At 43.7% G+C, this 14,800-nt stretch carries 12 protein-coding genes; 4 read left to right on the plus strand and 8 right to left on the minus strand.

Going from position 1 to position 14,800, the window contains the following annotated elements:
* The first annotated feature begins 84 nt into the window (after window positions 1-84).
* A complete protein-coding gene (locus CTER_RS14490; protein WP_004626515.1) occupies window positions 85-1,050 on the plus strand; it encodes an acetylxylan esterase in 966 nt (321 codons plus the stop codon).
* Between the two features lie 222 nt (window positions 1,051-1,272).
* Window positions 1,273-3,714 (plus strand): glycoside hydrolase family 94 protein, encoded by a 2,442-nt coding sequence (locus tag CTER_RS14500; protein ID WP_004626445.1) that lies wholly within the window; start codon window positions 1,273-1,275, stop codon window positions 3,712-3,714.
* Window positions 3,715-3,810: 96 nt separating this feature from the next.
* Here the strand turns inward: CTER_RS14500 and CTER_RS14505 are convergent, their stop codons facing one another.
* The 8 genes from CTER_RS14505 to CTER_RS14540 form a co-directional block, all read right to left on the minus strand.
* Window positions 3,811-4,650 carry a metal ABC transporter permease gene (locus tag CTER_RS14505; protein WP_004626427.1) on the minus strand — a complete coding sequence of 280 codons (840 nt, stop codon included), beginning with the start codon at window positions 4,648-4,650 and terminating at the stop codon, window positions 3,811-3,813.
* Window positions 4,647-5,444: a metal ABC transporter ATP-binding protein gene (locus CTER_RS14510; RefSeq protein WP_004626431.1), complete on the minus strand. Its 798-nt coding sequence runs from the start codon at window positions 5,442-5,444 to the stop codon at window positions 4,647-4,649. Before CTER_RS14510 ends, CTER_RS14505 begins: the two co-directional genes overlap by 4 nt.
* A gap of 235 nt (window positions 5,445-5,679) precedes the next feature.
* Window positions 5,680-6,138, minus strand: coding sequence for a NanQ anomerase/TabA/YiaL family protein (locus tag CTER_RS14515; protein ID WP_004626458.1), 459 nt, complete (start codon window positions 6,136-6,138; stop codon window positions 5,680-5,682).
* A gap of 51 nt (window positions 6,139-6,189) precedes the next feature.
* The gene (locus CTER_RS14520; protein ID WP_004626504.1) at window positions 6,190-7,176 is read right to left on the minus strand and encodes an aldo/keto reductase; all 987 of its coding nucleotides are present in this window, start codon (window positions 7,174-7,176) and stop codon (window positions 6,190-6,192) included.
* Between the two features lie 78 nt (window positions 7,177-7,254).
* Window positions 7,255-8,028 (minus strand): HpcH/HpaI aldolase family protein, encoded by a 774-nt coding sequence (locus CTER_RS14525; protein WP_004626460.1) that lies wholly within the window; start codon window positions 8,026-8,028, stop codon window positions 7,255-7,257.
* 24 nt (window positions 8,029-8,052) lie between these two features.
* Entirely contained in the window at window positions 8,053-8,895 is an 843-nt protein-coding gene (locus tag CTER_RS14530) for a carbohydrate ABC transporter permease (RefSeq protein WP_040761269.1), read from the minus strand.
* Window positions 8,892-9,770 carry a carbohydrate ABC transporter permease gene (locus tag CTER_RS14535; RefSeq protein WP_004626492.1) on the minus strand — a complete coding sequence of 293 codons (879 nt, stop codon included), beginning with the start codon at window positions 9,768-9,770 and terminating at the stop codon, window positions 8,892-8,894. Before CTER_RS14535 ends, CTER_RS14530 begins: the two co-directional genes overlap by 4 nt.
* A gap of 93 nt (window positions 9,771-9,863) precedes the next feature.
* Entirely contained in the window at window positions 9,864-11,240 is a 1,377-nt protein-coding gene (locus tag CTER_RS14540; protein WP_004626471.1) for an ABC transporter substrate-binding protein, read from the minus strand.
* A gap of 177 nt (window positions 11,241-11,417) precedes the next feature.
* Here CTER_RS14540 and CTER_RS14545 point away from each other — a divergent pair, with 177 nt between their 5' ends.
* Both CTER_RS14545 and CTER_RS14550 read left to right on the plus strand, forming a co-directional pair.
* Window positions 11,418-12,929, plus strand: coding sequence for a response regulator (locus CTER_RS14545; protein WP_004626553.1), 1,512 nt, complete (start codon window positions 11,418-11,420; stop codon window positions 12,927-12,929).
* A 77-nt stretch (window positions 12,930-13,006) separates the two neighbouring features.
* Complete coding sequence (locus CTER_RS14550; protein WP_004626441.1) at window positions 13,007-14,791, plus strand: sensor histidine kinase; 1,785 nt, start codon at window positions 13,007-13,009, stop codon at window positions 14,789-14,791.
* The last annotated feature ends 9 nt before the right edge of the window (window positions 14,792-14,800 follow it).

Genomic DNA, 14,800 nt, shown 5'->3' on the forward strand with positions numbered 1-14,800 from the left:
AAGTCTAAAAAGTCTTGTTACAATAAAATAGCGGGGGTATAATTGTATTATTATTCTATTTTGTAAATTAAGGAGACTAATATTATGCTTCAGCCTTATGATCTGCCTCTTGAGCAGTTGAAGAATTTTAAACCTGAGCTGACAAAACAGCCTGACTTTGATGATTTCTGGAGTAATGCTCTCGATGAGCTGTCTAAAATTCCTCTTAAATATACTTTGACACCATATGATTATCCGGTTAAAGGGGTAAAGGTTTTTACACTAAATTTTTCAGGCTTTAATAATGCCAATATACAGGGTTACTTTGCTATCCCTGACAAAGAAGGCCCCCATCCCGGCCTGATGCTGTACCACGGTTATAACTGGGCCATGGACGGCTGCGTGGGAGATACCGTAAACTGGGCCTTACACGGCTATGCAGCTTTTCAGATGCTTGTCCGCGGACAGCAGGGTTATAGCTGTGACAATGTGACTTCCACCACCGGAGGAGTTTCAGGCTGGATGACAAAGGGTATCCTTGATCCCATGGAATACTACTACAGAGCGGTATATCTGGATGCTGTCCGGGCGCTGGAGGTACTGGCCGCCATTGATAATGTCGACGCCAAAAGGATAGGCGCACATGGAGGGAGCCAGGGCGGAGGACTGACGCTGGCGGCGGCGGCACTGAGTGGTATACCTGTGGTTGCTGTTGCTGACTGTCCCTACCTCTCAAACTTTGAGAGGGCTATAGACATCGCTCCAAACGGTCCCTACAACGAGTTCAACGAGTATTTCAGAAGAAATCCCTCTCCCGAAATTGAAATACAGGCAAAGAAAACTCTTACATATTTTGATGTGATGAATCTTGCACCCAGGATAAAATGCCATACCTGGATAAGTTCCGGTCTGGTGGATGACATAACTCCTCCTTCAACAGTTTTCTCAGCCTACAATCAGCTGACCTGTTCAAAAGAAATAGCCGTTTTCAGGTATTTCGGACATGAATACATGCCCGGAGCTACAATACCGAAGCTCCGTACTTTGATGAAGTATCTGCAGAATGAATAAATGGATTGCTCAAAAGTACATACCTGAAATTTGTATAGTTAATCACAAGTGTTTTAGCTACGATTTCAGGTATGTACTTTTAATAGAGTTTCCATTTAAAAAATTTATATTAAAAATGTTTGGAGATTTATTCAAGTTATGGTATCATTTCCTCATAGCTTTGAGTTTATTATTTTTTAATAACTGTGAACACGGTTTTACTGATTGGAGGTATTAATTCCGATGCAATTTGGTCAATTTGATGAATTTAACAGGGAATACGTCATTACCCGCCCGGATACGCCTGCACCCTGGTGCAACTATCTGGGTTCGGTGGATTACGGCGCAATAATATCCAATAACGCAACAGGCTACAGTTTTGTGAAATCAGGAGCCTCCGGGAGAATTACCCGCTTCAGGCTAAACTCCAGATCCAACGACCAGCCCGGGAGATATATCTACATACGCGACAATTCCGACGGGGATTACTGGTCGGGGTCATGGCAGCCTGTGTGCAAGCCTCTTGATTTGTATAAGAGCGAATGCCGGCATGGGACGGCCTATACAATAATAAAGTCCCAATACAGGGATATTGAAACTAATACCTCATATTTTGTTCCCCTGAATAAATTCTATGAAGTATGGGGCCTAAGGATAAAAAACAGCGGAGCATCTGCAAGAACGCTGTCTGTCTTTGGAATGGTTGAGTTTACAAATCATGACCACTATGAAAATGATACTGTAAATCTGCAGTATTCCCAGTTCATCAGCAAAACTTATTTTAAAGGGAATCACATTCTCCAGGTGATAAACGAAAATGGCAGTGAAGCAGCCGCTGATGTTGACGGAGGCTGTGATGCGATGGGTGATCCTTCCTTCAGGTTTTTCGGAGTGGCCGGGGCTGAGGTGGCGGCATTTGACGGTGAAAGAGACGTGTTCATAGGCAACTATAGAAATTATGGAAATCCTGCGGCTGTGGAAGCCGGAGGATGCTCAAACACACCCGCTTATAACGGTAATTCCTGCGGTGCCCTCCAAATCGATATAACCTTGAATCCCGGCGAGGAAAAAGAAATGATTTTCCTGCTGGGTGCCGGAGACGGGGAAATTGCCAGGGAAATCATCAATACCTATGATACCGCCCTCTCAAACAATACCGATCTGGCGGGGCAGCAGCTGGAGGAGTTAAAGCATCTCTGGCACTCCAGGCTGGAAAACTTGCAGATAGATACTCCCGATGATAAATTTGACAACATGGTCAACGTCTGGAATGCGTACCAGTGCTTTATAACCTTCCTGTGGTCGAGGGCGGCCTCCTTCCAGTACTGCGGTCTGAGAAACGGCCTGGGTTACCGGGATACCGTTCAGGATATCCAGGGTATAATTCACCTGGATTACAGGCTGGCAAAGGAACGTCTCTGCCTCATGCTGTCGGCCCAGATTTCAAACGGGGGAGGTCTTCCTCTTGTAAAATTCGACCATGTCCCGGGAAAAATTGAAACCCCCGATGAATCGGAATATGCCAGAAAGACCGGACAGTCCTTTTACAGGGCGGATGATGCCCTATGGCTTTTCCCCACGGTTATGACCTATATCAAGGAAAGCGGGGATTGGAACTTTATAGATGAGGTTATCCCCTATGCCGACAGAGGACAGACATCAGTCTATAACCACCTGAAGCAGGCAATACAGTTCAATCTGGACAGACAGGGCCCCCACGGCTTTCCTGCCGGCCTCTTTGCCGACTGGAATGACTGCCTGAGGTTGGGGACCAAAGGTGAATCCATGTTTGTTGCATTCCAGTTATACCACGCCCTGTCCATATTCAGGGATTTTGCTTCAAGAAAAGGGTATGGTTCTGATGTGGAATGGGCTGATAAGCATATGGAGAGATTAAGCAAGGCCATCGACGATTTTGCCTGGGACGGGACCCGGTATGTCCGAGGCTTTACCGAGGCCGGTTATACCATAGGCTCAAAAGACAACGAAGAAGCCAGTCTCTGGCTGAATCCGCAAACCTGGGCCGTCATCAGCGGCGCAGCCGGCGGAGAAAGAGCCGGACTTGTACTTGAGCAGGTGTACAGGAAGCTCAATACCAAATATGGTGCCATGCTTTTCTACCCTGCATTCAAGAAGTTTGGGCTTCCTGTTGCCAGGATGGTGCTTTTTAATGAGGGAACAAAGGAAAATGCGGGTATATTCTCCCAGCCGCAGGGTTGGCTTATTCTGGCCGAAACTATTGTGGGCAACGGCAACAGAGCCTATGAATATTTTAATGAAATTAATCCTGCCGCCATGAATGAGCAGGCCGAAATCAGGGTGCTGGAGCCCTATGTTCACGGTCAGGCAACCGAAGGCATCGACACCTTGAATCACGGCCGTTCGCATGTGCACTGGCTCACCGGTACGGCCTCAACAGTTATGGTTGCCGCCGTCAACGGAATTCTGGGACTCCAGCCGGACTATGACGGAATAAATATAAATCCCTGCATTCCTGCTGCATGGAAATACTTCAGTATGACAAAGCATTTCCGCGGAAAGCTTCTTAATATAAAGGTGGATAATTCGGCAGGCGTTGAAAAAGGAGTAAAGCACCTTATTATTAACGGGAAAAAGCTTGTGGGCTGCTATGCCGCATTCGATGGACTTTCTGATAAAAATGATATTTTGGTGGTTATGGGATAAAGCAATGAATTTCTGTCACTTGGATAAAAAAATACCGGTACGGGCTATCACAGTACCGGTATTTTTATGCTCTTATTTTTACTATACTCAAGATACTCAGGCAAACCTCTTCCGCAGACCCAGTGTTATAAAATATATTATTGCAGAAACGATTACAATTGTTGCACCTGTGGCAGTGTCCATGTAGTAGGACAATATCAGTCCGATCAGCCCTGAAACAATTGAGATCAGTATAGTCAGGACGTTATACTGCCGTGCATTTGTAGAAACATTCCTGGCAGCGGCGGCAGGCAGCACCAGCAGTGAGTTTATTATCAGCAAGCCTATCCACTGTATGACCAGGGTGACCGTAACAGCTATTATTGCAGTAAAGGCCAGCTCCACAGCCATGGTATTTATGCCGCGGCTTCTGGCCAGAGATATATTGACACTGACCAGTAAAACCTTATTGTAAAATAAAATCCATAAAACAACTATAACTACAGCGAGTATGAGCAGGATTCCTACCTCAAGGGGACTTATGCTGAGCAAGTCTCCCACGAGATAAGAGTTGTAGCTGATACTTCCCGAAGTCACCAGCACTACACCCAGAGCGATGGCGGCCGACGAAAAAACACCTATTACCGTATCTGTTGAAGTTTTGGTTTTATTTTTTATAAGTGTAATAAGTACCGAAAAAGCAACTGAAAACACCACTGCCGACCATATCGGCTGAATTATCCCTATTACACTTCCGATAGCTATTCCTGTAAAAGCTCCATGGCCAAGGGCATCTGAGAAAAAGGCCATGCGGTTGTTGACAATAACGGTTCCCAAAATACCGAATATGGGTGTTATCAGCAATACAGCCAGAAAGGCATTCTTCATAAAATCATATCCCAGCCATTCAAACGGCAGGATGGTATTCAACAAACTATATATCTGGCTCAAGCTCATTCCCCCTCTTCACTGCTGTCAATTAATCCAGTAAGGCCAAAAGTCTCGGATAACTTTTTATCGCTGTATACCTTATCCGGAGGCCCGTTCAGAATTACTGTCCTATTCAGCAGCACAACCCTGTCGGCGTGTTTTTTTACCAGATCAAGGTCGTGGGATACCAGTATGATTGTCAGGTCATATTTTTCTCTTATATGCGAGACTATTTCATAAAATACTTCAAGTCCTTTCCTGTCAACCCCCGATACCGGCTCGTCCATCAGAAGCAGCTGGGGAACAGGTTCCAGGGCCAGAGCCAGCAGCACCCTTTGAAGTTCGCCTCCCGACAGAGCTCCCAGCCTTTTGTCAATCAAGCCTTCACCCTGCACCCGCGCCAGGCAGTCCGATATCCTTTTGGTCAATTCTTTGGAAGTGCTATGAAAGGCAGGCTTTCTGCCCATGCATGCTGTAAAGAGGTTTTTCACACTCACCGGTGCCGCAGTATCAAATTCCAACTGCTGCGGCACATAGCCCACCATGGGTTTGGCACTATTCTGCCCGTTGGAGCCTGCAAAAACAATTGATCCCTCATGCTTTATCTCTCCAAGGATTGCCTTCAGCAGCGTGCTCTTCCCTGCCCCGTTGGGACCTATCAAAGCAGTCAGCTCTCCACAGTGCAGATGCAGGTTCACATCGTGCAGGATCTCTGTTTTCCCTATCCTTACCGAAAAGTCTTTTATTTGAGTACAGCAGTACCCACTGCAGGTTTTATTAACATCACATTTTTCCCTGTGCCTTGCATTTATTTCCGACATTGTAGATATCCTTTCAAGTACAAACTGCTTCGTTTATCCCAGCCGGTAAAGCACCCGCTGAGTATTTAAAATACCTATTTAAATAGTATACCAAAATAAGCTTGATATTTACAATATTGCACAGAAAACGCAAGCCCTGTATTAACAAGAAAAAAAGAGCCGCCTTCAAACAATCATGATTAATAATTGTTAAAGACAGCTGTTTAGGATGTATGATAATTTTCGTGGGCGGTATTTACTCCTGTACCTCCACCTTTACAATTATTTTTTTTACTTTTGACGGGCTATCCGCCATACACATAGGCTTATGCATATCGTGGGGATAAAATACAGCAAAATTGCCCGTGTTCAGCTTCAGCTGTGTCCCCCCGGTGAAACTGCACAGCAGGCAGTCCTTCTCCTCATTGTAAACTGTATCCGGCGGCATTTCGCGGATATTTGCACAATGGATGAATTCACTGCCCCGGAAAATATACTGTATATCAATATATTTTCTATGTGCTTCCCACAGGATCTCATTTTCCGGGACAGTTTCATATTCCTGGACCATGGCATATACCTTTTCAGCATTTATCTCATATTTGCCCGGCAGGGGATTTCCGCTTATACAGGCTTCAATAAATTCAAAGGCGGGCTTGAAGCCGCTGTGCATATTAAAATATAATTCCCTGTTCTCAAATAAGTCCAAAACCATATAACATTCTCCCAGCAATTTTAGTTTCCATCAACACTTATTCCCTGAGGATTACTTAAGTATTGCATCGATCCGTGCCAGTTCCTCATCTGCAAATTCCGCCCGGTTCAGAGCGTCAATATTTTCCTTGATCTGTTCAAGACGGCTTGCCCCCAGAATAACACTTGTCACCCTGTCTCTTCTTAATACCCAGGCAAGAGCCATCTGTGTGAGGCTTTGTCCCCTTTCGGCAGCCAGCTGACCCAACCGGTTGGCTTTCTCTATTTTGTCCGGTGTAATACTGTCCTTTGTCAAAAACACGCTGTGCCCTGCCGCTCTGGAATCAGACGGTATCCCGTTTGCATATTTGCCGGTCAGCAGCCCCTGTGCAAGCGGCGAAAAGGCTATACTTCCAATGCCCTGCTCGTCGAGCACATCCAGAACCTTCTCCGTTTGCCGGTTGAACATTGAATAGTTCATTTGATGAATGAGACAGTGAACTCCCATATCCTTTAAAATAACGGCAGCTTTCCCGGTATCCTCGGGATTATAATTGCTGATACCCGCATATAAAGCCTTTCCGCTGCGGACTATTCCAGCCAGCGCATCCATGGTTTCCTCCAGAGGGGTATTGGGATCGGGTCTGTGGTGATAAAAAATATCCACATAGTCCAGCTTCATTCTTTTAAGGCTCTGGTCCAGACTTGCCACCAGGTTTTTCTTGCTGCCCCATTCGCCGTAAGGTCCCGGCCACATGTAATAACCGGCTTTTGTTGAAACTATTAACTCGTCGCGGTATGGTCCGAGTTCCTCACTTATAAGCTTTCCAAAGGTTTCCTCGGCGCTGCCGGCACTTGGTCCATAGTTGTTTGCCAGATCGAAATGCGTAATGCCCAGATCAAATGCGCCCAGCAGCATGTTTTTGCTGTTTGCATAAACCGCACAGTCACCGAAGTTGTGCCAGAGTCCAAGACTCATTGCAGGCAGCAGCAAACCGCTTTTTCCGCAGCGGTTGTACTTCATTTTCTCATATCTTGCCGTGTTTGCCGTATACTCCATATTGACCTCCCAAGCCATGTTATGGCTTTGAGCCGCAATAGCGGCCACAAAATGTAATGAAATGTAATGAATAGTGCTTTAAAAATCCTTCAGCGCATCCAGGTTGGCTTTTAAGCCCGATGCAAGCACTCTGGCGTCCTGACCGAACACAACGTACTGAACACCCTTAGCCGTGACTCTGGCGGCATCTTCAGCAGTTGCTCCAATGGCCGCGCCAAGCACCAAGTTGTTTTTGCGTACCCGGCTGCATATATCATTATATATCGTATTCAGGTCCAGGTCATTACCTTTCCCTGCTATGCTTCTGGACAAATCCGCAGCACCGATGAAAATTGAATCAATACCTTTTACCTGCATGATCGCATCCAGATTTTCATAACCCTCCAGGGATTCTATCTGAACTATCTTAAAAACTTTTTCATATGCGGTTTTCAAATAGGCACCCTCATCTTCAAGTCCGTACTTGATTGCACGAATGGGGCCCTGTCCGCGTACTCCGTGAATTTCACCGTCAGGGTAGGCACAGGCTTGCACCGCCCTTTGAGCAATTTCCTTATTGTCTACAAACGGGAAAATTATACCGTCAGGCCCCATATCCAGAATGGCTTTCATTGCCGCAGGGTCGGCAACAGGTACACGTACAAAAGCACAGCAGCCGGATCCCTGAGCTGCCACAATGTGGTGGAATATCTCCTGACGGTCCAGCGGCCCGTGCTCTGCGTCTATCCAGACATAGTCATACCCCGCATAGCCGGCAATTTCACTTACCATGGGATCCGCCATGGTGAGAAAGAATCCCTTTACAAGTTTACCTTCGGCAATTTTTTTCCTTATATTATCAATACGATTCATATGGTTCGTCTCCTTTTGAATATATTATCCTTTTACAGCGCCCAATGTAACACTGGAAAGGAATTTATCCTGAAAAATTAAAAATACGATTATGATAGGGACCGTAACAAGAGTACAACCGGTCAAAACCAGCTCCCATGGAACGCTGCGGGCCGAATCCAACTCATTCAGAGTGGGAAGTATTATCATAATAGGCATTATTTCTTTCTTTGTAAGCATTATTTTAGGGTAAAGTATTTCATTCCACTTGCTTAAAAACTGCAGTATTGCCAATGCACTGATGGATGGCATCGATATGGGCATAATAATCCTGTAGAAAATTTTAAAGTCCCTTGCACCGTCTATGCGGGCAGCTTCTATAAGTGAATCGGGAATTGTGACCATATACTGCCTCATTAAAAACAGGGCAAATACATTTGCTATTCCCGGAAATATCTGTACCTTGTAGGTGTTCAGCCAGTGCATCTTGGAAAACATCAGATACAGCGGAGTCATGTTGAGCTCTGCTGGTATCATCATCGTTATCAGCAGCATAACGAATAATATATCTCTTCCGAAAAATTTATATTTGGCAAATGCAAAACCCGCAAGACTGGCTATAATTACAGTTAAACCAGAATATGCGGCCGCAACAAAAATACTATTTGAAAAGGTTCTCACTATCAGTCCGGAATCAAAGTTGAACAGACGGACATAGTTTTCCAGTGTCGGAGCAATGGGAAATCCGGATGCATTTGCCGAAAGCTCGGTTGCAGTCTTAAGTGAACCGGCCACCATTATAAAAACCGGATAAATTGCCAGAAGGCTGAAAAGGATTAAAACGATATGAATTAATATTGAACTTATTTTGTCATTTATTTTCATCATTCTTCTCCTTTAAAAAATTTAAGTTGTACCAATGTCAGTATAAAAATAACCATGACCAGTATCCAACCGGCGGCACTTGCCATACCAAACTGGCTGCCATTCAAATTGTTTAAAATTATATTGATAAATGGTGCAGCCTTCATGGGAGGATCATAGTTTATACCCAGTACAAGGTTTGGCTCGGTGAAAATCTTAAGAGAACCAATTGCATTTGTGATAAAAGCCAGCATAAATATAGGTTTCATCAAAGGTATTGTAATGAAAAAAGTACTCTGAACATTATTTGCCCCATCTATGGTCGCCGCTTCCATAATTTCGTCACTGATGGTTGTCAGCCCTGAAAGATATATGATAAAATACCAGCCGATGGCGCGCCAGGTTATTAAAATTACTACAGTCCACTTCATATACCGGTCATCTGTCAAAAATGGAATTTGACTGTTTAAAAGCTGGCTGAATACGCCAACCCGCTCCCCGAATATGATTTTAAAGCATAATGCACTTGCTACGACAGCACAAATCTGCGGTAAAAACAAAATAGGCTTATAAAAGGATTGAAACCGCTGTATTAATTTTGACCGTACCAGCATGGCCAATAGAAATGCAAAAATCATGGTTGGAATAAAGCTTGCAATAAAATAGAAAAAAGTGTTCCCCAGGCACTTCCACAAGGTTTCATATTGAAAGAGGCTTGCATAATTTGATATACCAATGAATTTTGCCTCCCCATAACCCTTGTATTTATAGAAACTTAAGACAAAAGAATAAATGGCAGGATATAGGAAGAAAAGTATATAGGAAATCAGAAAAGGCAGAATGAACAGGTAGGGTACCATTTTTTGTTGAGTTCTACCGGCTTTTTTTTGTATTTGCAATGTAGTATCCTCCTTACAAATTTAACCTTTAAATTTTATGGGCGGTTGAAACAAACAGTTTCTTCGCCCATAAAATTCGCCGGTTAAACGTAATTATTTCTTGTATGGGTTTCCGATCTGGCTTATCATATCAGCCTGCGCAGCCTTTAATGCCTCATCCACTGTCATCTTTCCTCTGATATATTCATCCAGATATTGTGTTGCAATAGTTATTTCCTGTGATGAAGCAGGAGTATACGGATAAACCTTGAGATAGCTCATTGCTTCAAAGTTGACAGGACCAAGACTGGATGCATAGTATGCATGCGGTGCGTTAAAATATGGATCTTCCTGGGCTGATTTTAATGCCGGTATTATTCCTGTTACATCGTAGACAATTTTTGCAGCATCGTTATCAAAACACAGCTTTGATATATATGAGCCCGAAACCTCTTTGTTTTTGCTTTCAGCCGGTATTACCCAGATAGCTCCGCCTGCATCCGAACCCTGACGGATTTCTTCAGGCCATGGTGCAATAGCCCATTTACCCTTCTGGTCTTCCAGTTTGAAGTTCATAAAGTCGGTTTTAAACCATCCGCCCATTAATTGGCTTACGATTTCCCCGCTGCTGAACGCAGGCGCCCAATCGGCACTCCATTCCATTACACTGCTGTTAACACCGGACTCCTTGATTTTCTTTATACGCTCAAAGGTGAGTTTTACATCCGCATTATCTGCAAAATTATAATTGCCGTCTTTGTCACAGAAACGGCCGTTTTCTGTGCCCGACATCATCATCATCAGATCATAAGCCTGGCTGGGTGCATTATAATTTTCCATACATGCCTTGGGATATTTCTCCTGAATCTTCTTGCCTGCTGCTATATAATCATCAATTGTTTTAACCTGGTATGGGTCTATTCCGCATTCCTTGAAAATATCCGCACGGTAGAACCATACTTTGGGTTTGATTTCACGAGGAAAAGCAAAATATTCATCGTTATATTTCATAACACTTTTTGCAGCGTCAATAATGTTGTCTTCATAAGGTGCAATATAATCCTTAACCGGTTCAAGTACTCCTGCCTCGGCAAATTCAGGCAGCTGTGTATAATTTAAACGGATGAGGTTTGGCAGTTCCTGTCTTGATGCAAGTAACAGACGCAGTTTTGTAGCAACGTCACCGTCACCGCTGCCGCCCAATTCCACATTAATATCCACTTTTTTATCTATCTCGGGATTAGCCGCCAGGAATTGGTCATTTATTTTCTGATAGTTTTCCGTTGCCGGGAATACCATCATCTTTAATGATACGGCGTCACCGCTCCATACCTGATCAGAACCTGATGTACTCACAGCGGCTGCATCCGTGGCACCGGCTGTGCCGGCAGAAGATGTTGTACCGGCTGAATTTTCTTCTGAACTGCCGCAGCCGGCAAAAAGGCTCATGCATATAACGATCACTAAAAAAAATGATAATGCTTTTCTCATCTTTTTATCTCCTTAATTGATTATATTTTTGTTTTTAAAACGGGTCATGACCTTTATCGTTCTAAGCCATAGTATATAGATTTTCCTTGACAAAGTTAATATAACAATATTACTATAATCTTAGAAATTCTCCGATTTTGTCACTCTTCTTTATATTGCATATATCCTGGAGGCTTTATGTTCAATTTACTAATAGTTGATGATGAAAAACTTACTCGTGAAGGTCTGTTTGAAAATATTAACTGGCCGGATATGAACATCGGTGAAGTTTACACGGCCCCTGACGGAAAAGAAGCCCTGGCATTGATGCTGAACAAACATATCGACATACTGCTGTGCGATGTAAAGATGCCTCACATGGACGGTATTGAACTGGCAACCAATGTCCGTGCCGGCTATCCTGATTGTAAAATAATTTTTTTAAGCGGATATTCCGACAAGGAATATTTAAAATCCGCTATTTCCTTAAAGGCCGAAAGCTATATAGAAAAGCCCATTGACATAAGCGAAATAACCAATGTAATATCGGAGACCGTCACCCAGCTGCAAAATGACAATCTCAAGAAACAAAGTAATGATTTACTGCTGTCAGGCCTGGTGGAATCTTTTCCGCTGGTGAAACAGGAAATTGCCCTGGCATTGGTATTACCGGATCTTGACTACGATTCCTTCAGGGCCAAATATTCTCCGCTTTATTTCACCTGGGACAATAGTTCGCTTTATGCCATTCTATGTATACATACAGATAAAAAATCCTTATACAATAAAGACTCCAGGGATTTGATAAATGCAATCTATACTTTTTTAGAGAGCAGCTCAAACCCTTTACCTCTTGACTTTTTTGCAGGGCAGACCGCAGGCGGCGATATCGCGCTGCTTATAAACGGTACAACCGGCAATGCCCTTGAGTCGGCAGCAGCACTCCTCAGGGAGGCCATTGCCGAAAAGCTGCAGCTATCTGTAACCATAGGCATCAGTCCTGTCTGCAATACTCTCAGGGAGCTGCCCCGCGCTTACCGGCAGTCCTGCAAGGCTGCAATGCAAAGCTTTTATCTCGGAACCGGCCAAATTATTACCTTCAAAAATGTACACAGAGAAAAAACGCTGCCGGAGCGATATTTTGAGACCTTGAGCATCAATCTGGACAGTACGCTGCAGGTGTTCTCCTTCCTTGAAAAAGAACAGTTCAGTGATATTGAAAATGTCAGGAAACATCTGTACACACTCTATAAAAGTATGATGGAACGCACCTTAAATAATAACCTGATGTCATTTGAAGACTTTGAGCAATACAACCTGGGTGAAATCCGGGAACTCATACTGGAGGGCATGCGTGCATTTCAAACCCTGGGAAATGACCTCTATGACTTAAAGATCAAGGAAGCAATACATTTTATACTATGGAACTATAACAATTGTGATTTGTCGGTAAAGACAATCGCAGACCATGTAGGTTTGTCGCAAAATTACCTGTGTTCACTTTTTAAGCAAAATACCAATGTTACTGTTAATGATTTTATTATTCAGGTCAGGATGGAAAAAGTAAAAAAACTGCTGAAGGGTACCGACCTTCGTCTTTATGAAATTACAGAAAAGGTGGGTATCACAGACCCCAACTATATGAGTGCACTGTTCAAACGCTGCTGCGGTCAAACTCCCAGCCAATACCGCCACAGCCACCCCCGTTGAGGCTCCCTTGAACCCCGGCGGCCAAAGACTTTATACTTATTATTTGTAGCACCCCACAGCAGAGGAATGGAGAGAACATGACCTTCCCTAAAAAACTTACCTTCAAAATCCCGCGTAACAGCTTCGTTACCAAATTATTTGCCACTTATCTCGTATTAATGATGCTCCCCCTGTCATTAATCCTTATAATAAACTACTACCGCTCGGCACAGATAAGTGAGGAACAGGCTATTTACTCAAATGAAAAAGTTATAAGCCAGACCTCGGACTTTTTGAGTTACAAGGTTTTTTCACTGAAAAATATTATTGATATAATAAGCTTTGACGAAAATGTTCAGACCGTATTGAAAACCAGCGATTCTTTCTATCGTAACAACAAGGGCTATTGGACCATTCAGACTGAGGATATTAAGAATATTATATACAATTCATATACCACCAGCGACATTACCACCGTGCGGCTGTATATGAGAAAAGGTCCGGCAAGCTTTGAAGAGACGGATAATTTCAAAAGGTTGTCCAATGCCGAGCAGAGCGATTGGTACACCCGTATTGAGAACAGTCCGCTGCTGGATACGGTGTGGATTCCCTCCTATTTCTTTGATCCCGGGTGTCCAAGTCCCTATATTTCCATTGTAAAAAGAATTCCGGATCTCAACAGTATCAATAAATACATAGGAGTTATTACAGGAACGGTCCCTCAAAGTGTTTTTGAGGAAATAATCGCTAAAATGACCACAACAAAAAATACCACCGTTGCCTTATACAATTCACACAATGAAATGATCACTGCCACAGGAGATTCTGCGCTTACCGAGGTTAACTTCCTGAATGGCATCATAGCTGAAAATAAGCTGCCGGCCGACGGCACCATGCATAAAGTAAACATCAGCAAAAATGATTACCTGATAGGTGTCCATAACATTGATCACGCAGACTGGAAACTGGTAATGCTTGTGCCAAACGGTGATATTCTCACCTCGGCCTATCTTTACCGAAACCAATTGTTCTGGATCGTCCTCATTTTATTTTTATTTTCAATTCCTATAATTTATATTACCTCCTACAGCATTACCAGCCGTTTGCGCAGGCTCAAGCACCACATGAAGGAGGCCGGCTCCAAAAACTTTATTATAGCGCCTCTTAAAAACGGTGAAGATGAGATCGGGGAGCTGACCGACAGCTTTAACACCATGGCCGGCAAAATCAGCGGACTGCTGGATGAACAGTACAGGCTGGGTTACGAAATTAAAAATCTTGAACTCAAAGTCCTGCAGTCTTTAATCAATCCGCATTTTTTATACAACACTCTTGATATGATCTACTGGCTGGCTGTAAAAAATAAAGTGCCGGCAATTGAAAATGCCGCTAAAAGTCTTGGGCGTTTTTACAAGCTGAGTCTCGGGCATGGTGAAGATATTGTAACACTGGAAAAGGAACTGACACATGTAAGGACTTATGTAAATATCCAGAATATGAGATTTGAAGATAAAATAAATTTGGTGGTTGATGTGCCCGATGAGCTATCCTCCTGCCGTATCATTAAAATCGTATTGCAGCCGCTTGTTGAAAACGCAATTCTCCACGGTATCTACGAAAAAGCCGACAGCCGCGGAACAATAACCATTAAAGGCCAGGCCTCCGGCGGTACTTTGCAGATAACTATAGAAGATGACGGTGTCGGAATGAGTTCCGAACAGCTTTCGGCATTGCTGGCCACTCCCGGAGAAAACAAGGGCTACGGGGTTTGGAATATAAACGAGCGTATCCGCCTGACATACGGTGAACCGTACGGCTTGCGCTTCACCAGTACTCCTGATGAAGGCACCTGTGTATTTGTCACATTTCCTCTTGAGAAATAGTGTTAAAAC

This window comes from Ruminiclostridium cellobioparum subsp. termitidis CT1112, assembly GCF_000350485.1.
Taxonomy (GTDB): Bacteria; Bacillota; Clostridia; order Acetivibrionales; family DSM-1351; genus Ruminiclostridium; species Ruminiclostridium termitidis.

Bases quoted from the DNA above. Each gene is read 5' to 3' on its own strand.
- CTER_RS14520 (WP_004626504.1), bottom strand. From the start codon at position 7,176: ATGGAGTATACGGCAAACACGGCAAGATATGAGAAAATGAAGTACAAC.
- CTER_RS14530 (WP_040761269.1), bottom strand. From the start codon at position 8,895: ATGATGAAAATAAATGACAAAATAAGTTCAATATTAATTCATATCGTT.
- CTER_RS14510 (WP_004626431.1), bottom strand. From the start codon at position 5,444: ATGTCGGAAATAAATGCAAGGCACAGGGAAAAATGTGATGTTAATAAA.
- CTER_RS14540 (WP_004626471.1), bottom strand. From the start codon at position 11,240: ATGAGAAAAGCATTATCATTTTTTTTAGTGATCGTTATATGCATGAGC.
- CTER_RS14525 (WP_004626460.1), bottom strand. From the start codon at position 8,028: ATGAATCGTATTGATAATATAAGGAAAAAAATTGCCGAAGGTAAACTT.
- CTER_RS14515 (WP_004626458.1), bottom strand. From the start codon at position 6,138: ATGGTTTTGGACTTATTTGAGAACAGGGAATTATATTTTAATATGCAC.
- CTER_RS14505 (WP_004626427.1), bottom strand. From the start codon at position 4,650: ATGAGCTTGAGCCAGATATATAGTTTGTTGAATACCATCCTGCCGTTT.
- CTER_RS14490 (WP_004626515.1), top strand. From the start codon at position 85: ATGCTTCAGCCTTATGATCTGCCTCTTGAGCAGTTGAAGAATTTTAAA.
- CTER_RS14550 (WP_004626441.1), top strand. From the start codon at position 13,007: ATGACCTTCCCTAAAAAACTTACCTTCAAAATCCCGCGTAACAGCTTC.
- CTER_RS14545 (WP_004626553.1), top strand. From the start codon at position 11,418: ATGTTCAATTTACTAATAGTTGATGATGAAAAACTTACTCGTGAAGGT.
- CTER_RS14500 (WP_004626445.1), top strand. From the start codon at position 1,273: ATGCAATTTGGTCAATTTGATGAATTTAACAGGGAATACGTCATTACC.